The 20,085-nt window shown below is 33.9% G+C and carries 22 protein-coding genes; 14 read left to right on the top strand and 8 right to left on the bottom strand.

What is annotated here, in order from left to right; genetic code table 11:
* Positions 1 to 16: 16 nt before the first annotated feature.
* Positions 17 to 901, bottom strand: coding sequence for a GTPase Era (gene era / locus CSE_RS04195; protein ID WP_014453399.1), 885 nt, complete (start codon positions 899 to 901; stop codon positions 17 to 19).
* Between the two features lie 110 nt (positions 902 to 1,011).
* On the opposite strand from era, the gene CSE_RS04190 reads away from it, so the two are divergent.
* The gene (locus CSE_RS04190; protein WP_014453398.1) at positions 1,012 to 1,812 is read left to right on the top strand and encodes a universal stress protein; all 801 of its coding nucleotides are present in this window, start codon (positions 1,012 to 1,014) and stop codon (positions 1,810 to 1,812) included.
* Positions 1,813 to 1,825: 13 nt separating this feature from the next.
* Positions 1,826 to 3,100 carry an ArsB/NhaD family transporter gene (locus tag CSE_RS04185; protein ID WP_014453397.1) on the top strand — a complete coding sequence of 425 codons (1,275 nt, stop codon included), beginning with the start codon at positions 1,826 to 1,828 and terminating at the stop codon, positions 3,098 to 3,100.
* 19 nt (positions 3,101 to 3,119) lie between these two features.
* Here CSE_RS04185 and CSE_RS04180 read toward each other — a convergent pair whose 3' ends face one another.
* The 5 genes from CSE_RS04180 to tilS are packed head-to-tail and all read right to left on the bottom strand — an operon-like array spanning position 3,120 to position 8,640.
* Positions 3,120 to 4,208 carry a DUF362 domain-containing protein gene (locus CSE_RS04180; protein WP_014453396.1) on the bottom strand — a complete coding sequence of 363 codons (1,089 nt, stop codon included), beginning with the start codon at positions 4,206 to 4,208 and terminating at the stop codon, positions 3,120 to 3,122.
* Positions 4,186 to 4,854 (bottom strand): endonuclease III domain-containing protein, encoded by a 669-nt coding sequence (locus CSE_RS04175; RefSeq protein WP_231837270.1) that lies wholly within the window; start codon positions 4,852 to 4,854, stop codon positions 4,186 to 4,188. Before CSE_RS04175 ends, CSE_RS04180 begins: the two co-directional genes overlap by 23 nt.
* Positions 4,847 to 6,721: an ATP-dependent zinc metalloprotease FtsH gene (ftsH, locus tag CSE_RS04170; RefSeq protein ID WP_014453394.1), complete on the bottom strand. Its 1,875-nt coding sequence runs from the start codon at positions 6,719 to 6,721 to the stop codon at positions 4,847 to 4,849. Before ftsH ends, CSE_RS04175 begins: the two co-directional genes overlap by 8 nt.
* Complete coding sequence (gene hpt, locus CSE_RS04165) at positions 6,721 to 7,272, bottom strand: hypoxanthine phosphoribosyltransferase (RefSeq protein ID WP_014453393.1); 552 nt, start codon at positions 7,270 to 7,272, stop codon at positions 6,721 to 6,723. Before hpt ends, ftsH begins: the two co-directional genes overlap by 1 nt.
* A 12-nt stretch (positions 7,273 to 7,284) precedes the next feature.
* Positions 7,285 to 8,640: a tRNA lysidine(34) synthetase TilS gene (gene tilS / locus CSE_RS04160; RefSeq protein WP_014453392.1), complete on the bottom strand. Its 1,356-nt coding sequence runs from the start codon at positions 8,638 to 8,640 to the stop codon at positions 7,285 to 7,287.
* A 137-nt stretch (positions 8,641 to 8,777) separates the two neighbouring features.
* Here tilS and CSE_RS04155 point away from each other — a divergent pair, with 137 nt between their 5' ends.
* Genes CSE_RS04155 through CSE_RS04100 form a run of 12 tightly spaced genes read left to right on the top strand, consistent with a single transcriptional unit; the run spans position 8,778 to position 18,568 of the window.
* Positions 8,778 to 9,395 (top strand): cyclodeaminase/cyclohydrolase family protein, encoded by a 618-nt coding sequence (locus CSE_RS04155; protein WP_014453391.1) that lies wholly within the window; start codon positions 8,778 to 8,780, stop codon positions 9,393 to 9,395.
* 15 nt (positions 9,396 to 9,410) lie between these two features.
* Positions 9,411 to 10,874 carry a transcription termination factor Rho gene (gene rho, locus CSE_RS04150; RefSeq protein WP_014453390.1) on the top strand — a complete coding sequence of 488 codons (1,464 nt, stop codon included), beginning with the start codon at positions 9,411 to 9,413 and terminating at the stop codon, positions 10,872 to 10,874.
* The gene (locus CSE_RS04145) at positions 10,864 to 11,445 is read left to right on the top strand and encodes a thymidine kinase (RefSeq protein ID WP_014453389.1); all 582 of its coding nucleotides are present in this window, start codon (positions 10,864 to 10,866) and stop codon (positions 11,443 to 11,445) included. The genes rho and CSE_RS04145 overlap by 11 nt, the downstream gene beginning before the upstream one ends.
* Entirely contained in the window at positions 11,438 to 12,511 is a 1,074-nt protein-coding gene (gene prfA / locus CSE_RS04140) for a peptide chain release factor 1 (RefSeq protein WP_014453388.1), read from the top strand. The genes CSE_RS04145 and prfA overlap by 8 nt, the downstream gene beginning before the upstream one ends.
* Positions 12,508 to 13,371, top strand: a complete 864-nt coding sequence (gene prmC, locus CSE_RS04135; RefSeq protein WP_014453387.1) for a peptide chain release factor N(5)-glutamine methyltransferase — start codon at positions 12,508 to 12,510, stop codon at positions 13,369 to 13,371. The genes prfA and prmC overlap by 4 nt, the downstream gene beginning before the upstream one ends.
* Positions 13,361 to 13,762, top strand: coding sequence for a hypothetical protein (locus tag CSE_RS04130; RefSeq protein ID WP_014453386.1), 402 nt, complete (start codon positions 13,361 to 13,363; stop codon positions 13,760 to 13,762). Before prmC ends, CSE_RS04130 begins: the two co-directional genes overlap by 11 nt.
* Positions 13,759 to 14,334, top strand: a complete 576-nt coding sequence (locus CSE_RS04125) for an L-threonylcarbamoyladenylate synthase (protein ID WP_014453385.1) — start codon at positions 13,759 to 13,761, stop codon at positions 14,332 to 14,334. The genes CSE_RS04130 and CSE_RS04125 overlap by 4 nt, the downstream gene beginning before the upstream one ends.
* Positions 14,331 to 14,840, top strand: coding sequence for a peptide deformylase (gene def, locus CSE_RS04120; RefSeq protein WP_014453384.1), 510 nt, complete (start codon positions 14,331 to 14,333; stop codon positions 14,838 to 14,840). The genes CSE_RS04125 and def overlap by 4 nt, the downstream gene beginning before the upstream one ends.
* Positions 14,837 to 15,748, top strand: a complete 912-nt coding sequence (gene fmt, locus CSE_RS04115) for a methionyl-tRNA formyltransferase (RefSeq protein ID WP_014453383.1) — start codon at positions 14,837 to 14,839, stop codon at positions 15,746 to 15,748. The genes def and fmt overlap by 4 nt, the downstream gene beginning before the upstream one ends.
* A complete protein-coding gene (locus CSE_RS04110) occupies positions 15,745 to 16,512 on the top strand; it encodes an electron transfer flavoprotein subunit beta/FixA family protein (RefSeq protein WP_014453382.1) in 768 nt (255 codons plus the stop codon). The genes fmt and CSE_RS04110 overlap by 4 nt, the downstream gene beginning before the upstream one ends.
* The gene (locus CSE_RS07915; RefSeq protein ID WP_014453381.1) at positions 16,509 to 17,363 is read left to right on the top strand and encodes an electron transfer flavoprotein subunit alpha/FixB family protein; all 855 of its coding nucleotides are present in this window, start codon (positions 16,509 to 16,511) and stop codon (positions 17,361 to 17,363) included. Before CSE_RS04110 ends, CSE_RS07915 begins: the two co-directional genes overlap by 4 nt.
* Entirely contained in the window at positions 17,345 to 18,568 is a 1,224-nt protein-coding gene (locus tag CSE_RS04100) for a molybdopterin molybdotransferase MoeA (RefSeq protein ID WP_014453380.1), read from the top strand. The genes CSE_RS07915 and CSE_RS04100 overlap by 19 nt, the downstream gene beginning before the upstream one ends.
* A gap of 5 nt (positions 18,569 to 18,573) precedes the next feature.
* Here the strand turns inward: CSE_RS04100 and CSE_RS04095 are convergent, their stop codons facing one another.
* Positions 18,574 to 19,221 (bottom strand): hypothetical protein, encoded by a 648-nt coding sequence (locus CSE_RS04095; RefSeq protein ID WP_014453379.1) that lies wholly within the window; start codon positions 19,219 to 19,221, stop codon positions 18,574 to 18,576.
* Positions 19,218 to 20,078, bottom strand: coding sequence for a KaiC domain-containing protein (locus tag CSE_RS04090; RefSeq protein WP_156785895.1), 861 nt, complete (start codon positions 20,076 to 20,078; stop codon positions 19,218 to 19,220). The genes CSE_RS04095 and CSE_RS04090 overlap by 4 nt, the downstream gene beginning before the upstream one ends.
* Between the last annotated feature and the right edge of the window lie 7 nt (positions 20,079 to 20,085).

Genomic DNA, 20,085 nt, shown 5'->3' with positions numbered 1-20,085 from the left:
TCCCTTAATTAATTTTTTACTCTATAATATAGCCTAATTTTTTTAATTTTCCTTCCAGTTTTGGCCAATCCTCTTCAACCCTAACTTGCAAGTCAAGATATACTGGTTTTTTGAGAATTTCTTGTAGTTCAAGTCGCGTTGCAGTTCCAATTTTTTTTATCATTGAACCATTTGCGCCAATCACTATTCCTTTTTGGGTCTCTTTTGCAACATGTATAATAGCATTTATGTAGAGAACTCCATTTTCCCTCTCTTTTATCTCTTCAACAGTTACAGCAGTCTCATACGGTAATTCCTGTTTAAGTAGCAAGTATAATTTTTCTCTAATTAGTTCTGCAACCTGTAAATTAAAAGGTAAATCTGTTATTTCTCCCTCTCCGAAATATGCAGGTCCTTCAGGTAAATACTCAACCGTTTTTTCAATTAGTGAGTCAACGTTTTTACCTGTAAGAGCAGAAATCTTGAAAACCTCTTTGAAATCATAGAGACTTCTAAAAATTTCTTCTGTCTTTAATATGTCCTCTTCCTTATACATGTCTATTTTGTTTATTACCAAAAATACTGGAATCGTTAACCCTTTCAAATGTTTTAAAAGTTCTGGATACTCTTCTCCTATATAATCATTAACTTCTACCATTAGATAAACAAGATCTGCTCCATCAAGGCTCTTTAAAGCGACATTCACCATATATTTATTCAACGCACTTTTTGCCAAATGAAAGCCAGGAGTATCAGCGAATACTATTTGAGCATCCTTTAGGTTTTTTACGCCCAAAATTCTAAACCTTGTTGTTTGCGGTTTTGGTGTGACTATAGATATTTTTCTTTGAACTAAGTAGTTAAGTAACGTTGACTTGCCAACATTTGGTCTACCTAAAATTGTTACAATACCGCTTTTCATCTTCACCTCGTTTTAAAGATTTCGTTAATATATTATAACGGGTTTTCACAAAAATTTTGTAAAAATTCAAATAGTTGTTAAAATATTTCACGTAAGGAGGTTAAAAAGGAATGTATAAAAAGATTTTAATTCTTGTTGATAATTCCCAAGTTATGAGTAAGGTTGTGGAATATACTTATAGCCTCTTTCCAGAAGCAACGCTTTATCTTCTAAGCGTAATTAATCTGGGACCGTTTGCAGGATACTATACAAAAACAGTTTTTAGAGAAATGAAGTCTTTAGCAGAGGAAACATTGAATAGACTTGAACTTTTACTTGAAGAGAAGAAGGGGAAATTTCAGACAGAGGTTCTTGAGGGTGAGCCAGTTAATGTACTTTTAAGTTATGCAAAAAAGAAAAACATAGACCTTATAGTTTTACAAACACATGCCGGACTTAGCGTGAATAAAATAAAAATTGGAAGTACGACCTATAAACTTTTAATTAATTCTCATGTTCCAGTCCTACTTTTAAACGAAGACATAGAAGTTAAAAATTCTCCTAAGATTTTGCATCCGACATCGGGTAGTAAATACTCTGAAATCGCAACGGTCGAGGTTGGCAAACTTGCTTCTTATTGGGATTCCGAAGTTGAAGCTTTGATCTTAAGAGAACCGAAAGAAAAAATTGCAGAAAGAGTTAGAGAACTTTTAAGAAATTTTCATGTGGAATCTACGATTACTTATGCTGATGAAAGCGAAATAAACTCTATCCTTAAAAGAGCGCCTTTTTCAGACATAATCATAGGTTCAAGAGGTTCTCCAAGGCCATCTTACAAACTACACAATATTTTTAAACCTTTTTCATTAGATCCTACTTTGAAATTGCTCGTTGCATTTTTGCCAAAGCCATTACTACTAATCTGTGATTAAAGTGGAGGTAACTATGAATAGTCAGGCGCTTACTTCAGTATTAATATTTGTTTTTGTCTATGCATTGATCATTGTTGACCTTTTGCCAAGGTCAATTGTAACCTTAGGTGGTGCTGTTGTTCTTTTTATCCTCGGGATTCTAAAGGATACTCAGGTTGTTTCCCTTATAAACTGGGAAGCTATGGGTCTTATTTTGGGAATGTTTATTCTTGTTCGTGTCCTTGTAGAGAGCGGATTTTTTGATGTATTGGGTTCTTACGTTATTAAAATTTCAAAAGGAAAACCATCTATCATCTTTATGAGTTTAGCAGTTACTACGGGAATTATGGCGGCATTCATGGATAGTATTACTGTTATGCTTTTTATGGCATCGCTAAGTATGCAGGTTGCAAAACAACTTGATATGGATCCTATACCTTTTGTTCTCTCTCAAATAGCTTCTTCAAATCTTGGCGGTAGTGCAACACTTATGGGTAATCCACCGAATGTTATTCTTGGAACAGGTTTAGGAGTAACACTTGCACAATATGTAATTTATTTAGGACCAACTGTAATTTTACTCCTTATTCTTAATGCATATCTTTTTTATCTTACGAACCGAGAAAGTTTTAAGAAGGCAAAAGAGCTTAATAGTTTATACATTTCATCGATAAAGCCCTTCGAAAATGTAAAGAATCCTTATATGTTTTATTCTGGGCTTTTTAGTTTCCTTTTAACAATAGTTCTCCTCATTGTCCACGAAAAAATCGGGATAACGGTTGGCCATGTTGGAATTATTGGTGCAACAATTGCTTTGCTTCTTAATGGTCATAGGGTTTCTGACATATGGGAAAAAATAGATTGGGAAGTAATAGTATTTTTTGCAACACTTTTCATAATAATTGGTGCACTTGAGGTAACCGGAGTTATTCAAGTCCTTGCTGGTATGATTATTTCCTTTGCTAAGGGCAGTGCATTGATTACTAAAAATGTACTTCTATGGGTATCGAGCATACTCTCAGGATTTGTAGATAACGTACCTTTTGCAGCATCAATGGTTCCTCTCATTAAGTCAATTACTGGAAAAGTTCCTGTAAGTCTTATGAGTATGGGATTAATTACAACCTTTGGAACTGATGTTGGCGGAAATTTAACCCCAATAGGTGCTTCGCCCAATGTGGTTGGACTTTCAATTTTAAGAAATGCAGGTATCGAAGTTAGTTGGAAAGAATATATAAAGAAAGTTGCTCCAATTACTTTGTTTGAAATTTTAATTGCAGATGTTGTCTTTATACTCTTATATCACTGATTTTCTAAATTCGCAAAGCTTATGAACCAAAAATTTCAGGCGATAGCTCAACGCAGAAATTACAGTTGATACACTTAGATTTATCTATTTTATATTGAGAGTCTTCTTTTATGATTGCACCAGTTGGACAGAATAAACTTATAGTATCAAGTTCCTTGGTTTGTTCTAAAATTGAAGGTGTTACTTTCTTGCCGAAGAATTTGCTAAACTTCAGTTTTTTGGTTAGCTCTTTTCTGAGCTTTAGAAAATCTGCACCATCAATTACAATTTCTTTTAAAAGACCATGGCCTAAATCGTAGACTGAGCCTAATTTATTTGATTCGATATCTGAGGAGCGGAAGCCTACAAGAACAGAAATTACCGAGTCCAATGCCAATAAGTCGTTGGATGATAATAATAAACCAAAATTGTCTTCTTCTGTGTGAGTTAAATCTCCATTTACCGCGTCAACTAACCCAAAAAGTACAGACTTCTTAATTACACCATAGACGTCTAATAAGGAGTCAGCAAATTTCATTGAAAGATTTTTTAAAAGTATTTCTGAGCGTATATTCGTAGGAACAATGTAAAGAAGTGAGTTTATAAATCCGCCAATCTTGCCTACGGGAGAATCTTTTATCTTAATGATTGGTATTATATAGTCACTGTTTGCAATTGCCTCCGGTATATAAACTTTTTTTAATGTCCTTACTTTGAAAATGTCTGAATTTTCAAAAGCTTTTTCTGCTTGATATTGGGCAGGCGATAGCATCTTATATCCAAAATAGTGTTCATTTTTTTTACTTTTTAAATCAACGGCAAATTCTTCATAAGGTTCGTTCCGAAAATCATGTACAGTAATTCCGTTCTCTAATAAGTTCGATATCAACTCCCTTTGTTTGTGTGTCAAAATTGAAGTGCCAAATTCAACTTTCGCAACGCCCTTTTCTTTTAGAAAATTTTTTAATTCATAAATTACTAAATTATCAGGTGTCGGAAAGTCAAAAAAAACTAAAATATTTTTGTCTTTTATTTCGTCAAAATTTACCCAATCCAATACTTCGATTAGTTTTTTTCTCAACGATTCTTTATTATATTGAACTTCTTCAACTATTCTTACTGTACTCATTTTCTACTCCCTTCTTTAAACATAAGTTTCCTAAAGGGCAAGCACTGCAGTTTGGTTCCTTCTTACAGAAGTTTTTACCTAATTCTACAATTAAAGCATGCATTTCTTTAAATCTTATAAGTGTTTCTTTTTCATTTTCGCTTTTTAGTGCATCCTCAAACAATAATCTGATTTCGTCGTAGCTCGACATATTTTCTAAAATGCCAAAACGCACTGCAAATCGTTTGGTGTAATTATCAACTACAAAGATGGGTTTCTCCAGCGCATAAAGAATTATTGAGTCTGCTGTTTCCTTCCCAACACCTTTAATATTTAATAATTCGTTTCTAAGGTTTTCTATTTCAATATGTGTTAGATCCAGCAGCTCAAAGTTATATTTTTTAAAAAAATCCAGAAAATTTTTTAATCTTTGTGCTTTCAGTCTGTAGAAGCCAGACTCTTTTATGTAATTTGAAAGTTCTTGAATATCTAAATTATAAAGAGTACGGGGCTCAAGCAACCCATGCTCTTTTAGTCTCAAAATAACTTTTTCGACGTTTTTCCATGAGGTTTGTTGTGTCAAAATTGCACCTACAATTACTTCAAAAGGAGTTTCTGCAGGCCACCAATTTTGCTTTCCAAAATAACCGTAAAGTGTATTATACACTTTCAAGATTAAGTTCTTCTTCTTTTTTGACTCTCGATAGGTAGTTTTTGAGTTCATCACCTTGAAGAGTTTCTTTCTGCTTTAGGACGTCAACTATTTCAAATATCAATTCTTTATTTGCTTCTAATACTTTTTTTGCTTTTTCATAAGCAAGTTCAACAAAACGCTTAACTTCAGCATCAATTAGATCTGCAGTCTTTTCACTATAATTCCTTTGTTCTCCTAATTCTTTACCTAAGAAAATAAGTTCTTCTTGTTTTCCAAATGTAAGAGGTCCCAACTTTTCTGACATTCCGTATGCTCTTACCATTTTGCGAGCGATATCAGTTGCTCTCTCAAGATCATTTGCTGCGCCTGTTGAGACCTCTCCTATAAATATTTCTTCTGAAGCCCGTCCACCTAAAAGTGCTGCAATTTTATTAATAAGTTCGCTCTTTTTCTGTAAGTACTTATCTTTTTCTGGTAGTTGAACATTATAGCCTAACGCAAGGCCTCTTGAAACAACAGAAATTCTATGAACCACATCTCCTGAAGGTAGTGCAGTTGTTACTATAGCGTGCCCTGTTTCGTGGAAGCAGACGATCTTTTTTTCTTCCTCTGAAAGGACGAGTGACTTTTTTTCGGGTCCTGCAATTATTTTGTCAATTGCTTCTTCTATTTCTTTTTGTGTTATCTTTTCTTGCCCTTTTCTTACAGCAATTAGTGCTGCTTCATTCAAAAGATTTTCAAGGTCTGCCCCTGTAAAACCTGCTGTTTGCTGTGCAATGGCTGTAAGATTTACATCCTCTGAAATAGGTTTTCCTCTTGCATGCAATTTAAGAATTTCTTCTCTCTCTTTTGTATCTGGCAATCCAACAACAATTCTTCTATCAAATCTTCCCGGCCTTAAAAGTGCTGGGTCAAGAATGTCCGGTCTATTGGTTGCTGCAATGACAATGATACCAGTGTGGGGATCAAATCCATCCATTTCTACAAGAAGTTGGTTTAAAGTTTGTTCTCTCTCATCATGTCCACCACCAATTCCTGCGCCTCTGTATCTACCAACAGCATCAATTTCATCAATAAAAACTATACACGGAGCATATTTTCTTGCTTGGTCAAATAGGTCCCTAACACGTGAGGCTCCTACTCCCACAAACATCTCAACAAATTCTGATCCAGAAACAGAGAAAAACGGTACATCTGCTTCGCCTGCTATCGCCTTTGCTATAAGTGTTTTACCACACCCTGGAGGTCCAACCAACAAAACACCTTTTGGAATTTTTGCACCATATTTTGTAAACTTACGTGGATTTTTCAAAAACTCAATGATTTCTTTAACCTCTTCTTTAACTTCATCTGCTCCTGCAACATCTTTAAATGTTATTTGTGGCTTGTTTTCAAGGAATAACTTTGCCTTACTTTTCCCAAAACTGAAAGCTTGATTTGAAGAGGATGATGCTCCACCTAACATTCTTTGCATTAAGAACCACCAAAGTCCTATCATTATAATCCATGGAACTATATTCCACAGAAGGTTTACGAATGTTGAGTTTGTCTGCTGAACATCATAAGTCGTACCTGATTGCCTTAGTGTATCCTCAAGAACTGAAGAATAAGGTAGAGTTTTTGCCTGAACTTGTCTTCCATCTTTTAGAGTGCCTATCACTAAGGTCATTACATTATCCTGTGTTTTTATAACAACGTTAGTAAATTCTTTTTGTTCTATGTAGTTTAAAAATTGTGAAAACGGAATTGTCTCAACAGTAGTATTACTATTTCCAAATAGAAACTTAGAAGCGAAAAATAATACAATTATTAAAAGTATCCATCCAATTACTTCTCTTATCATTAAATTTTTAAGATTATTGTTATTTTTTGGTGCCATTAATTATTCGAACCTCCCTTATAAACTTTTTCTTTTAAGATGCCTATATAAGGCAAATTTCTGTATTTTTCTTCATAATCAAGACCATAACCAACAACAAAACTATTAGGTATTCTAAACCCATAGTAATCAACCTTAATATTTATAATTCTTCTATCAACTTTGTCCAATAATGTGCAAATTTTTATACTTTTTGGCTTTCTTGTTTTTAATAATCTTGTTACTGCATCCATCGTAAGTCCAGTATCAACAATGTCCTCCACTATTAAAACGTGCCTATCTTCAATTGGTGTATCAAGATCTTTTAATATCTTTACTTGTCCACTAGACTCAGTTTTACCACCATAACTTGAAATCGCCATGAAATCAACGGATATGGGAACATGGACTTCCCTTACTAAATCAGCAAGAAATACAAAAGCACCTCTTAGAATGCAAACAAAAAGAGGAAATTTGTCCTTGTAATCCCTTGAAATTTCCTCTCCTAATTCTTTAACTCTCTTTTTAATCTCTTCTTGCGATACGAGGATTTTTTCAATATCTTCATGCATACAGCAATTATATCACAAATTTTGAGTTAATGGAACTATCTTTAAAAAAAGAACTTTTCTTGTGTCTTTTCCGATCTTTGCAATTGTGCTTCTTCTTACACCGCACACCCAAAGTATTTTATCATCATTATCTACTACAATGGGTACTTTGTGTCTAATGTCTCTCCTAACTTTTAAGTCGACAAATAAGTCTTGCAGTTTCTTCTTTCCGTTTTCAATCTCGATTATATCACCCTCTTTTCTGAACCTAACGGAAATTGGGAATTTAAGGAAATTAAGATCAAATACGGCACTAGTCTTATCATTTAAATCGAATTCTTTTTTTGACTCTAATATTTCCGAAATTATTTTTACTTCTGCTTCAGGTATTGTAGTAATTCCCGGAATTTTTAATATATAGGACCTTTCAATGGTAAATGGGGTGCCATGTTCAATATAAAATGAATTTCCTGTTTTTGCAACGTATATATCTTTCCCTATGCTAAACTTTTTTTTGTTGCTTTCTATGAATTCTATAATCATATTTACACGTTCATAATTTGCATTCTCCCCCAATAATTCTTTTATAATGCGTCTCTTAATTGAAAGAGAAAGTGGTTTAAAAAGATTTATTGAATATTCGTTGTTTTGTCTTTTAATTCCTTCAAGTTCTATTGCGGTAATTTTATCTAATAAATTTTCGTCATTAAGTGCAATATCAGAAAAATTTAGAACATGATCCATAAAATTCGGGTATGAAGATTTGATAAGTGGTAAAATCTGGTATCTTAATCTGTTTCTTTCGTAGGAAAGGTTGTAATTACTTAAGTCTATAATATATGGAATTCCTTCATTCTTTGCATAGTTTTCGATTTCCTCACGTGTTACTCCAACTAATGGCCTAATCAAATCTTCCTCTATAGCCAACATACTTGTAATACCTTTTAATCCTGATCCTTTAAGGAGGTGCATAAAAAAAGTTTCAACGAAATCGTTTTTGTTATGAGCAAGTGCAATTTTATTGAAACTATTAGCCTCTTTTACCTCTCTTAAAAACTTTAGTCTCTGTTCCCTTGCAACATCCTCAAGATTCCTTTTTGTTTTTAGATGAACCTTTAAGGCGTTTCCTACGCCGAAAAAGAAAGGAACCTGCAACTTTTTAGAATATTCTTCGACAATCTTTATCTCGTCTTTGCTTTCACTTCTTATTCCATGGTCAAAAGTTGCAACTCCTATTTCGACCTGGATTATATCCTTTATTTTATGGAAAATTGAAAGCATTGTCATCGAGTCTATACCACCAGAGACAGCGAGTAGTACTTTTTCATTTTTTTGAATTAATTTATACTTTTCTATGGTTTTTAAAACTTTTTCTAAAATTTCTTCCATCGTAATATTTTATTCGAAAATTTAGTTTTTTTGTATCATACTTTTGGTTCTTGACTAAATTTCAATTTGTTATATTATATAAAGGAAATTCAAGGAGTTTTGTTATTTTCGTAATGTGACTCAAGGTGAGGTGGTTTATGTTTTCTGATTTACCCTTAGAAAAATTTATTGAAGAATTATCATCTTCTAACCCTACGCCTGGTGGTGGGGCTGCATCATCTCTAGTTGGTGCATTTGGTTTTGCACTTGTTTCAATGGTGCTATCTATTTACCAAAAGAAAAATCCAGAATCTTCTTTGGAACCGCTTATTGAACAAACAAAAGAAAAGTCTGATCTTCTTCTTAGGCTATCTTCAAAAGATGCTGAGGTTTTTGAGCGGTTTATAGAAGCAGTGCAACTTCCAAAAGACACTGAGGAACAAAAAGAAATAAGAAAACAAAAAATGCAAAAAGCACTTATAGATTCCACTCTTGTCCCTTTTGAAGTTATAAATATTTTGTATGATGGAAGTAAAGTTTTAGACCAAGCAAAAGCATTTTGTCCGAAATCTGCAATTTCTGATCTGTATACAGCTTTAAGTTTTTTTGAAGCTGCATTTGATGGAGCAAAAGCAAATGTTTTAATAAATCTAAAGTCGGTGAAAGATGAAAAATTCGTTACGGATACAAAGTCAAGACTCTTACACATTGAAAATGAATTTAAAAATTACATTCTTAAATTAAAAGAAGAAATACAAAATAATTTAACAATATAAGGAGGCATTAGGTAAATGGATGAAATCTTAAACTTAACTGAAAACGATTTAAATGCAATGACTGCAAGAGAACTTTATAAAATTTCTCAAATCGTTAAATTAAAGAACTATTCTCATTATAGAAAAGATGAACTTGTAAAAGAATTGTATAAGCAAATACAGAGTTTAAAACAGTCCTCAAGCAACAAAAGAGAGACTGCAAAAGAACCAACAAAGGAGACTAAAACACAAACTAAAAGAGGAACAACTGAATTCCAAGAGCAAAAGACAAAAGAGGAAAAAGTTGAAAAACAGGAAAGTCTTCAAGAGTTTCTTGATACTTCCAAAGGAACACCTGAAACTGCCTACGTGAGAGTTGACAATGAGCCACAACTTTACTTTAAGGGACTTTTTGAAGCCCATCCTGACGGATACGGATTTTTAAGAGCAAATTATTTTCCATCATTCACTGATATTTATGTCTCACCCCCGTTAATTCGTAAATTTGGACTTAGAACAGGTGATGTTGTTTCTGGTCCTGTCCAAAGACCACAAAAGGAGGGGGAAAGATATCCTGCTCTCGTTAACGTTGATACAATCAATGGAATAAAAGTTACAGGATATTTAAAGAGGCCTATATTTGAAAATCTTACACCGTATTATCCAACAGAAAGAATTATTCTTGAAACACCCGGGTGTAATATTGCCTTAAGAGTTATTGATCTCATTGCACCACTTGGAAAGGGTCAGAGAGGACTAATTGTTTCTGCACCTAAAGCTGGAAAAACAACGCTTATGAAAGAAATTGCAAAAAGTGTTGTAAAGAACCATCCAGAAATTTACCTTATGATTCTTCTCATTGATGAGCGTCCAGAAGAGGTTACAGATATGAAGAATTCAGTTGCGGCAGAAGTTGTAAGTTCGACTTTTGACCAACCTCCAGAAAATCACATAAGAGTTGTTGAACTTGCCTTAGAAAAGGCAAAGAGACTTGTCGAGATAGGAAAAGATGTGATGATACTGCTTGATGGAATAACAAGACTTACACGCGCTTATAACCTTCTAAGTTCTACAAGTGGAAAAACACTTTCCGGAGGCCTTGATCCTGCTGCAATAAGAGGACCAAAGAAGTTTTTAGGTGCTGCAAGAAGTATACTGAATGGCGGTAGTCTTACAATTCTTGCAACAGCGCTAATAGATACTGGATCAAAATTGGACCAGGTAATTTACGAAGAGTTCAAGGGGACTGGAAACATGGAGATAGTCCTTGACAGAGAATTAGCAGAAGAACGAATTTTCCCTGCGATTGATATTAAAAAGACGGGGACAAGAAGAGAGGAACTTCTGTATAATGAAGATGAATATCGAAGAATTTTGACTTTGAGAAAATTCATAGGTTCTCTTGAGCCAGGTGAAGCACTTGAAAGACTCATTGAAATGCTTAAGCAAACAAGGTCAAATGAAGAACTTTTAAGGAGTATAGTGCCAGATGAAAGGTAAAATTGGTAAAATTGAAGTAATAACTGGCTGTATGTTTTCTGGCAAAAGTGAAGAGTTAATAAGAAGAATTAAACGGGCAAAAATTGCAAGGCAAAAAGTGCAAGTTTTCAAGCCTTCAATTGATACCAGATATTCAGTTGTTGAGGTTGTCTCACATGCAGGCGAAAAGGTTGAGGCTATACCTGTATCGGGAACGAAAGAACTTTTAGAAAAAGTCGAAGAAGATACTGCAGTAGTTGGAATTGACGAAGCACAGTTCTTTGATAAGGATATAACTGATGCATTGCGAAGACTTTCAAAGTTAGGAAAGAGGGTTATTGTTGCTGGTTTGGACATGGACTTTCGAGGAGAGCCATTTGGACCAATGCCATTTATTATGGCTATTGCAGATGAAGTGTTGAAACTGCATGCAATTTGTACTGTTTGTGGTGAAGAAGCAACAATGACGCAGAGACTTATAAATGGAGAACCTGCGAAATACGATGACCCTATAATTATGATAGGTGCAAGCGAATCATATGAAGCACGTTGTAAATTGCATCACTACGTAAAGGGTGGTAAGGATGATTGACCGACTCGAGAAAACCGTTGAAAGGTATAACGAACTTTCGAGACTATTATCAGATTCTTCTGTAATCTCAAATCCTGAACTTTTTAAGAAGTATTCTATAGAATATAAGGAACTTGAACCTATAGTAAATCTTTACATTAAATACAAAAAGGTTGAGTTAGAAATAAAAGGTGTTCAGGAACTTCTTGAAACTGAAGATCCAGAATTACAAGAACTATCTCAAACAGAGTTGGAACATCTTGAAGAAGAGAAAGAACGTATTTTGAATGAAATTAAGATACTTCTAATTCCAAAGGATCCTTACGAAGGAAAAAATATAATCATGGAAATTAGAGCAGGTGTTGGTGGGGAAGAGGCAGCGCTTTTTGCTAAAGACCTGTACAAAATGTATTTAGGCTATGCCGATAAAATGGGATGGAGAGTTGAAATTCTTGATTCTCATGAAACTGATCTTGGCGGTTTTAAAGAAGTTATTTTTTCGGTTTCAGGAAAAGATGTTTATAAGCATTTGAAATACGAAAGTGGAGTTCATAGAGTTCAGCGAGTACCTGAAACAGAGGCGTCAGGAAGAATCCATACGTCCACTGCAACGGTTGCAGTATTACCCGAAGCAGAAGAAGTTGATGTGCAAATTAATCCTGATGATTTGCGCATTGATATATTCCATGCAAGTGGACACGGTGGGCAGAACGTCCAAAAGGTTGCAACAGCAATTCGAATTATTCACAAACCGACTGGAATTATGGTTACATGTCAAGACGAGCGTTCGCAACTCCAAAATAAGATAAAAGCAATGAGAATTTTACGGGCGAGACTTCTCGACTTATACGAGCAGCAAAAAGAACAAGAAATTACAAGTACACGCCGTGCTCAGATTGGTCGGGGAAATAGAAATGAGAGAATTAGAACCTATAATTTTCCGCAAGGAAGAGTAACTGATCATCGAATAAATCTTTCTCTTTATAATCTTCCTGAAATTATGGAAGGAAATTTAGATGAACTAGTAAACGCCCTTATGGAAAATGAAAGAGCACAGCTTCTTGAGGAATACTTTGGAAAGTCATGACGGTAAAAGAAGCATTCTTAGAATCAATTCGGTCATTAAGAGAAGTAAGCGAAGAATACTATCTTGAAACTCTTGTCTTGCTCTCTTATATTCTTAAAATAGAGAAGGAAAAGGTTTATTTAAAAGAAAATGAAGTTCTTTCTGACCATCAAATTAAACTTTTTAAAAGTTCTCTTGAAAAATTGAGAAATAAATATCCCTTAGCATATCTTACTAGACATAAAGAGTTCATGGGGTTGGATTTTTATATTGATGAAGGAGTATTAATTCCAAGACCAGAAACTGAAACTCTTGCGGAGCTTGCAATAAAATATGGATGCAAAAAACAGCGTTTTTTAGATATCGGTTGTGGATCTGGGGTAATTGTTTTATCAATCTTACACTACTGTAAAGAAATTACTGGTAATGCTATAGACATTTCAGAAAATGCAATTAGGATTACCAAATTAAATGCAGAACGATTAAATTTACTCGAAAGACTCGAATTAGCTTTGACAGATTTCAGAAATTACAATCCGGGTTATAAGTTTGATTTTATAGTTTCTAATCCTCCTTACGTTAGGAGTATTGATGTAAGGAATCTTCCGTTTGAGCCAGAAATAGCGCTTGACGGAGGAGTTGATGGATTTGAAATTTATCCTGCATTAATTAAAAAGGCATTCGAGTTACTGAAGGATGATGGCTTTGTAATTTTTGAAATAGATCCTTCGATACAAGATAAGGTTAAAAAAGAGATGAAAAAATATTTCAGAAAAGTTGATATAATTAAAGACCTAGCGCAATTAGACCGATTTGCTTTTGGGAGGCTAAAAACAGTTAATAAAACTGTTTTAATTAAGGATATTAAATATGAGGAATAGAGAGTTGTTAAACGTGCAAAACTTAAACAAGATTTATGGAATAATTAGAAAATTCTCAAGCACTCTAAAGCTCCAAGAACTTATAGATCTAAGAAAAGAAAAGATTAGGGAAGAGTTAAAACACTCTTTAAAACTTAGGAAAGTTATTAAGGTAGCCTTTGGTATCCCTATCTTTGGGAGGTCATTTATTAGGGACTTCTCTCCGTTAAAAACACTCTTAACGGATTGGGCAAGGTTACCAAATAGGTTAGTCCCTGTGCTTGGTGCAGGGACTATGGTTAGCCAAATTCCGCCTGTAGGCTATATGGCTAACCTGAATTGGCGGATTAAAAACAAGCCTACCAAAAGCTATCCAATTTCGGATAGTTTTTGGAACCAGGATAAAATATGAAAGAAATTTATGAAAAAGCACTTAGACATCTTAATAATAATGGTATTATAGCGTTTAAGACTGATACGGTTATGGGGCTTGGAGTAAATGGTCTTAGTAATATAGCAGTTAAAAATTTGTTTGATTTAAAGGGTAGATCCTACGATAAGCCTCTTTATCTTCTTGCATATTCAGTTGAACAAATATACGATTATGTTTACGGTATTACTGATGAGGCACTTGACCTAATGAAAAAATACTTTCCTGGAGCTCTTGCAATTATATTTAGGTCGCAAAAAAAACTTTACACGAAACCTGATGAAAAAGGAGAAACATTAGGTGTAAGAATTCCAAAATATCCTGATCTTTTAGAATTTCTTGCGTTTATCAAGATGCCGCTTCTTAATACAAGCGCAAACATCTCAGATATGCCACCTTTGGAAACAAAGGAAAGCATATTAGAAACTTTTGGATATAAAGTTCTTTACATTGAATTCGAACATGATATTGAAATGCTTGGATTACCATCTACAATTGTAGAGTTTACTTCTGGAAAACCTGTTATAATTAGGAAGGGAGCGGTTGAAATATGAAGATATATACATATGGTCATCCTGTTTTAAGGAAAACGGCAAAAAAATTGACGAAAGTTAATAAGGACATAGAGAAAATTATAAATGAGATGTTTAGGACAATGCGACAAAATACACCAAGAGGTATTGGACTTGCTGCAACTCAAGTTGGGGTTACCTATTCTTTTTTTGTCTATGAACTTGAAGATGACAAAGGGGTCGTTGTAAACCCAGAAATTTTAGAAAGAAGAAAAGAAACCGAAAAAGAAGAGGAGGGGTGTCTTTCAGTCCCAGGTGTTTATGGAATCGTTGAGAGACCTCAAGAAATTGTCGTAAGATACATGGACCTTGACGGTTCGGTCCATGAGGAAATATTAAACGGTTTGAAGGCGAGAGTTTTCCAACATGAAATTGACCACTTAAACGGAATAATTTTTACAGACTACATTGATAGTATTGAAAAATTAGAAGTTGAAGAAGGTTACGAAATACCTAAAGAGCTTATCGAAAGATACTTGAAGAAATGAGAATCGCATTTTTCAGTGGTTCTGAAATTTCAATTCCATTTGCAGAGAATTTACTCGGAGAAATTGTTTTATTCGTTACTCTTTCACCAAAAATAAGGGGACGTGGAAACAAAGTGTCTCCAAATCCTGTGAAATTATTTGCAGATGAGTACAATAAGGCTGTTTTAGAGATTGAAAACTTTTCTCAACAAATTGTAAATGAAATCTTAAGCTATAAACCTGATGCGTTGGTAGTTTTTTCTTTTGGAAAAATTATTCCCAAAAGCATACTTGAATTAACAAAATGTCCTTTAAACATTCATCCATCTGACCTTCCTATGTATAGAGGCGCAAGTCCGATTGAGAGACAACTTATGGACGGGGTAAGTAAATCTGCCGTTACAATTATAAAGATGAATGAAGAAATTGATAAAGGTGAGATACTATTAAAAAAACACTTTGATGTTTCAGTGTATGATGACTATTTTTCTTTCCTCAAAAAGGTTTATGATGTTGGAATTCCTCTTTTAAGAGAAGCGCTTGAATGCTGTCTTAAAGGTATGTGCTCTCCTGTGCCTCAGGTTGGAGAGGGAAGTTATGCAAAAAAGATAAGAAAAGAAGAAGAAAAAATTAATTGGAAAGAGGATGCATTTAGAATTCACAACAGAGTTCGCGCACTGACAAGAATTGGTGCCTATACAATTTTTAGAGAAAAAAAGTTAAAGATATTCAAAACCGATTTTTTAAATGAGTTTTTTAATAATTCTACACCCGGAACGATAGTTTATGTCCATAACGAGTACTTTCTTGTTTCTTCTTTAAAAGGATGTGTTAAAATACTTAGGGTTCAACCAGAAGGAAAAAAAATAATGGATGTAAAAGATTTTATAAATGGCTACAAACCAAAAATTGGTGAGGTGATGTTATGAAGATTGTTGTGCTTGTAAAAGTTATTCCAAAAAATATAGAATTTGATAAGCAGTTGAAACGAATAAAACGTTCATCAGAGTCCGTAATAAACCCTACCGATTTTATCACATTAAGTGCAGCAATAGAATTAAAAAATAAGTTTGGTTTTTATGTTGACGTTGTAAGTATGGCGCCTTTGAGTGCAAAGGACGTCTTAAGTAAACTTTTCGATTACGGTGTGGATAGAGTATTTCTTCTTTCTCACATGCTTTTTGCAAATTCTGATGTTTATGCAACTTCAAATGTGATTTCTAAATTTATACAAAATTTCGATAATGATTATGACTATGTGTTTGCACATAATTTTTCTTCTGACGGGCTTACTGGAGTTTTACCAGGGGAGGTTGCATCAAAACTGTCAATTTTATATATTTCGAATGTTTTACAGGTAGATTACGAGAGTAATTTTCTTGTAGTTGATAAACTCGATAAAGATGAAATAAATCGATTTAGGATAAAAAATAAGGCACTAGTGAGTTTTTCGAACGAATCAAAGAAAAAAGCTCTTCCAAGTTTGTATTATGCCTTTAATCCGAATGAAAAAACAGTGGAAATATTTTCAAACGATGTTCTAAAACTTGACGGAAGTGAAGTTGGAAGCGATGGCTCTAAAACAATAGTTAAAGATATATTTGACTTAAGATCTAATTTTCAGAGTGACCTAATAACAGAAAATGGTGATAAAATAATTGCTGAAATTTTGTCTAAAGAGGTGCAACAATGAAGGCGCTAATAGTATACGAAACAAATTTACCAAACTTAAATGATTTACACAATATTTTCGACAATATAAGAATTGCAAGCGTAAGAAATGATCGCGACGCAGACTACATCCCTTCATTTTTGATTAGGGTAAGTTCTGAAGGGCTTGAATTTCTTTCTAAGATTGAAGAAATAAATGACTTTGATGTAATAATTTTTTCAAATGAAGTATTGCCCAGAGAAATTGCTTCGTTATTTGCTGGAAAAAACGGATTTGGTATTGTCTCGCACGTTAGTGAAATAAGGGCAGAAAAAAATAACCTTTCGTTTATTGTTTATGGTTGGAAAAACCTTGGTGTTGAAATAATTTCTAAAACAAAACCTACCGTTTGTATTATAAATAACGGAGTTTACAAGGATAAGTATAATCCTTTAAATAGGGAAATAATTGAGATTTCAAAAGATCAATCGGTAGAAATAGTTGAGTCATTTCCGCAATCTATCGACGAAAAAATAAAGTCTAAAATTGTAATAGGTGTTGGCCTTGGGGTATCAAAGGATTTGTATCAACAAATATTCTTTATTGCTGAAAAGATTGGTGCAAAAGTTGTTTGTACCCGTCCTGTAGCGGATTTAGGCTACTTTCCTTACGACAGTGTAGTAGGTGATACAGGAATAGAAATAGAAACCGATATTTATATTGCATTAGGAATTTCAGGATCAATTCAGCATCTAAGTGGAATAAGTGCAAAAACAATTATTGCTGTTAACTCAGATTCGAATGCACCTATATTTTCAAAAGCACACATTAAGGTAAATGAAAATGTGGAAAAAGTTGTAGGAGGGTTATTTGAATGGGTGAAAGGTTTTTAACAGTTTATTCTCCTGAAGAAGTTATCGAGAAAATATTTGATCTTTTTGATATAGATATAAATGTTATTTCGATACCGACAGAGCACTCTTTCGGATATTATATAGCGGAAGACATTAGATCTAAGATTGATTTACCACCTTTTAGAAAATCTCTTGTCGATGGCTATGCGGTTAAATCTACGGATATAAAAGGCGCAAGTTATGAAAATCCGGTTTTTTTGAAAAATTTAGGTGAAGTAAAAATAGGTACAAAACCTGCAGTATCAATAAAAGATGGATCAACCTGTTATGTTCCTACTGGGGGAGTAGTTCCAGATGGAGCAGATGCTGTTGTAATGGTTGAAGATACGGAGATAAAGGGTGATACAGTCTTTATTTTTAAAGATGTTCAGGCAACCCAAAATATTTTTGAGAAAGGAGCTGAGCTCGTTAAAGAATCCGTTGTCTTAACAAAGGGTGTAAGAATTAATGAACTTAACATAGGACTACTAAATTTTACTGGTGTGGAATTCGTTCAAGTAATATCACCTTTAAAGGTTGGATTAATTTCTACGGGTGATGAAGTAACAGATGAGCATCCTTTACCATACGGAAAAATTTTTGACTATAACGGGATTACTTTGAAACACTTATTATTAAAAGATGGTTTTATTCCTTCATTTTACGGGGTTGTAAAAGACAATGCCGAAAGTATAAAGGAGGCGTTAAAGATTGCACTAAAAGAGAACGATTTTGTAATAATGACGGGTGGAACAAGCAAAGGAAACTTTGATTTTACTGTAAATACAATTAACTCCTTGGGCAAACCAGGAGTTATAGTGCATGGTTTGAATGCATCTCCAGGGAAACCAACAATATTCGGAATTGTTAACAGAAAATTAGTAGTGGGTCTATCGGGTAATCCGCTTGCATCAGTTATGATTTATTCAATTGTGATAAGAAACTTAATATCAAAAAAATTGAAAATTATAATTCCGGAAAAGAAGATCATTGGCAAACTGTCAAATCAAGTAAGTTCCAGAAAAGGTAGAACAGAGTTTGTTTTGGGAAGGCTAAAAATAGAAAATAATGAAAATATAATTGAACCGTTGCTTTCTGATTCATCATTTACCTTTGTATTAAATGAGTCACATGGATTTATAAAAATACCACAGGAAAAAGAAGGTTTATTAGCAAATGAATCTGTAGAGTTTTTCCTGTGGTAAATTTTTTATTCCTTCATTTTTAAATGCTCTTTAATTTCCTTTATTAATTGCGCCGGTGTACTTATTGGGTATTGTAAGTTTGGTAATAGTTCAGTCAATTTAATATCTTGGGAGACAATGTCTGACAATCTTTCCTGTAAAACTTCATATGAACTTATTGGAAAATCAATTCCTTTTATTCTTTTCAAAACCATGTATGCCCAAGGGATATCCAACGTTTTCATTATGTCTTCAAGTACGGCAGAGCTAAAATTAACCAGTACCTTTGCGTCCACTCCATCTTTTACAAGTTTATATGCTAATTTTGCAATCCCTCCTGCCGTATGGGTTTTAAGATTCTTAGACTCTTCTTTTGTGAGTTCTTCAATTTTTTGCATTTTATCAAGTGCAAGCTTCGGATCGGCTCTTACAATATTCCTTACGGTGTTTTTAGTAATCCCTACTTTGTGTGCAATCTCCTCCTCAGACCTTAGATATTCTTCTTTAAGGACAATTGCAATGGTAGCTCTAGCAAGTGAAGGAAGCCACGTTAGAGTTTTATATTCAGCAAGTTTTACAATTCCACCCAATAGATCTATTGACTTTGAGAAAACACGAGCCACAAGATCTTCAAACTCTACCTGAGGCACTTCACGGCTATTTACGATAATCATATTTCTTCACCTCCTGAAATCGGTTCCTTAATTTTTACTAAGCCAGATTCTGTTATCTCCAAAAAATGTGTTTTTGTGTCGTGTCCAGAAAGTCTACATCCATCAATTCTGAATAACCTTACAATGTCACCCAAAGGCTTCTTATATATTTTCGATTTATATTGAGAATCGATAAGTTCTTTTGCAAGAACAATCGTCCCGTCAACTATGTGACCTACAGCATATCCTCCCGCAGCTTCCGCCGTTAGCTCTTCATGGCCACTTCTTTTTTGCGAAACGATAATCGAAGTTTGGTACCAAGATTTCATAAAGTTAAACAGTCTTCTGACAATTGCTCTTGCAAACATTTCTTTACTTTCAAAGAGTCCAGTTACAGAATCAATTACTGTAAATCTAGCCTTATAAGTAGAAATAACATAAGCAAGAGTTGCAAGAAGATCAGGAATATTTTCTCTAAGGTTGTATGAAGAAGCAGCATCAATAAGAATGAAATTATCCTCAAAATCTTTAAAGTTATATCCCATTGCAGTTGCCCTAATTTGAAGAGATGCTGCGACAAAATTAGCAGGTGATTCAACTGTAACAAAGACCACTTTAGATCCTTTGTGTGCTTGTTCAATTGCAAATTGCTCTGCCATTAAGGATTTTCCAGTATCGTTTACTCCAGTTATGTTAATAACTGAATAGGCGGGAAGACCTCCCAGAGTTTTTTTAATGAGCTTTCCTTTCTCTTCTTTTACAATAAAAAACAAGTCGTCAAGTCCTTCAATTCCGGTTTGAATTCCATAAATTTTTGGTGCTTTCTCAAGTGCCTGGCTTCCGGTATATATATTTTTAAAATCTACTTTTGGTTGAATTCCTTTT

Origin of the sequence: Caldisericum exile AZM16c01 (assembly GCF_000284335.1) — a bacterium.
GTDB lineage: Bacteria > Caldisericota > Caldisericia > Caldisericales > Caldisericaceae > Caldisericum > Caldisericum exile.
The sequence above is the reverse complement of the archived record's forward strand: the minus strand, read 5'-3'. Positions and strand labels throughout refer to the sequence as shown.

Coding starts and splice junctions, on each gene's coding strand:
- era (WP_014453399.1), bottom strand. CDS start 901: ATGAAAAGCGGTATTGTAACAATTTTAGGTAGACCAAATGTTGGCAAG.
- CSE_RS04190 (WP_014453398.1), top strand. CDS start 1,012: ATGTATAAAAAGATTTTAATTCTTGTTGATAATTCCCAAGTTATGAGT.
- CSE_RS04185 (WP_014453397.1), top strand. CDS start 1,826: ATGAATAGTCAGGCGCTTACTTCAGTATTAATATTTGTTTTTGTCTAT.
- CSE_RS04180 (WP_014453396.1), bottom strand. CDS start 4,208: ATGAGTACAGTAAGAATAGTTGAAGAAGTTCAATATAATAAAGAATCG.
- ftsH (WP_014453394.1), bottom strand. CDS start 6,721: ATGGCACCAAAAAATAACAATAATCTTAAAAATTTAATGATAAGAGAA.
- hpt (WP_014453393.1), bottom strand. CDS start 7,272: ATGCATGAAGATATTGAAAAAATCCTCGTATCGCAAGAAGAGATTAAA.
- tilS (WP_014453392.1), bottom strand. CDS start 8,640: ATGGAAGAAATTTTAGAAAAAGTTTTAAAAACCATAGAAAAGTATAAA.
- CSE_RS04155 (WP_014453391.1), top strand. CDS start 8,778: ATGTTTTCTGATTTACCCTTAGAAAAATTTATTGAAGAATTATCATCT.
- rho (WP_014453390.1), top strand. CDS start 9,411: ATGGATGAAATCTTAAACTTAACTGAAAACGATTTAAATGCAATGACT.
- CSE_RS04145 (WP_014453389.1), top strand. CDS start 10,864: ATGAAAGGTAAAATTGGTAAAATTGAAGTAATAACTGGCTGTATGTTT.
- prfA (WP_014453388.1), top strand. CDS start 11,438: ATGATTGACCGACTCGAGAAAACCGTTGAAAGGTATAACGAACTTTCG.
- prmC (WP_014453387.1), top strand. CDS start 12,508: ATGACGGTAAAAGAAGCATTCTTAGAATCAATTCGGTCATTAAGAGAA.
- CSE_RS04130 (WP_014453386.1), top strand. CDS start 13,361: ATGAGGAATAGAGAGTTGTTAAACGTGCAAAACTTAAACAAGATTTAT.
- CSE_RS04125 (WP_014453385.1), top strand. CDS start 13,759: ATGAAAGAAATTTATGAAAAAGCACTTAGACATCTTAATAATAATGGT.
- def (WP_014453384.1), top strand. CDS start 14,331: ATGAAGATATATACATATGGTCATCCTGTTTTAAGGAAAACGGCAAAA.
- fmt (WP_014453383.1), top strand. CDS start 14,837: ATGAGAATCGCATTTTTCAGTGGTTCTGAAATTTCAATTCCATTTGCA.
- CSE_RS04110 (WP_014453382.1), top strand. CDS start 15,745: ATGAAGATTGTTGTGCTTGTAAAAGTTATTCCAAAAAATATAGAATTT.
- CSE_RS07915 (WP_014453381.1), top strand. CDS start 16,509: ATGAAGGCGCTAATAGTATACGAAACAAATTTACCAAACTTAAATGAT.
- CSE_RS04100 (WP_014453380.1), top strand. CDS start 17,345: ATGGGTGAAAGGTTTTTAACAGTTTATTCTCCTGAAGAAGTTATCGAG.
- CSE_RS04095 (WP_014453379.1), bottom strand. CDS start 19,221: ATGATTATCGTAAATAGCCGTGAAGTGCCTCAGGTAGAGTTTGAAGAT.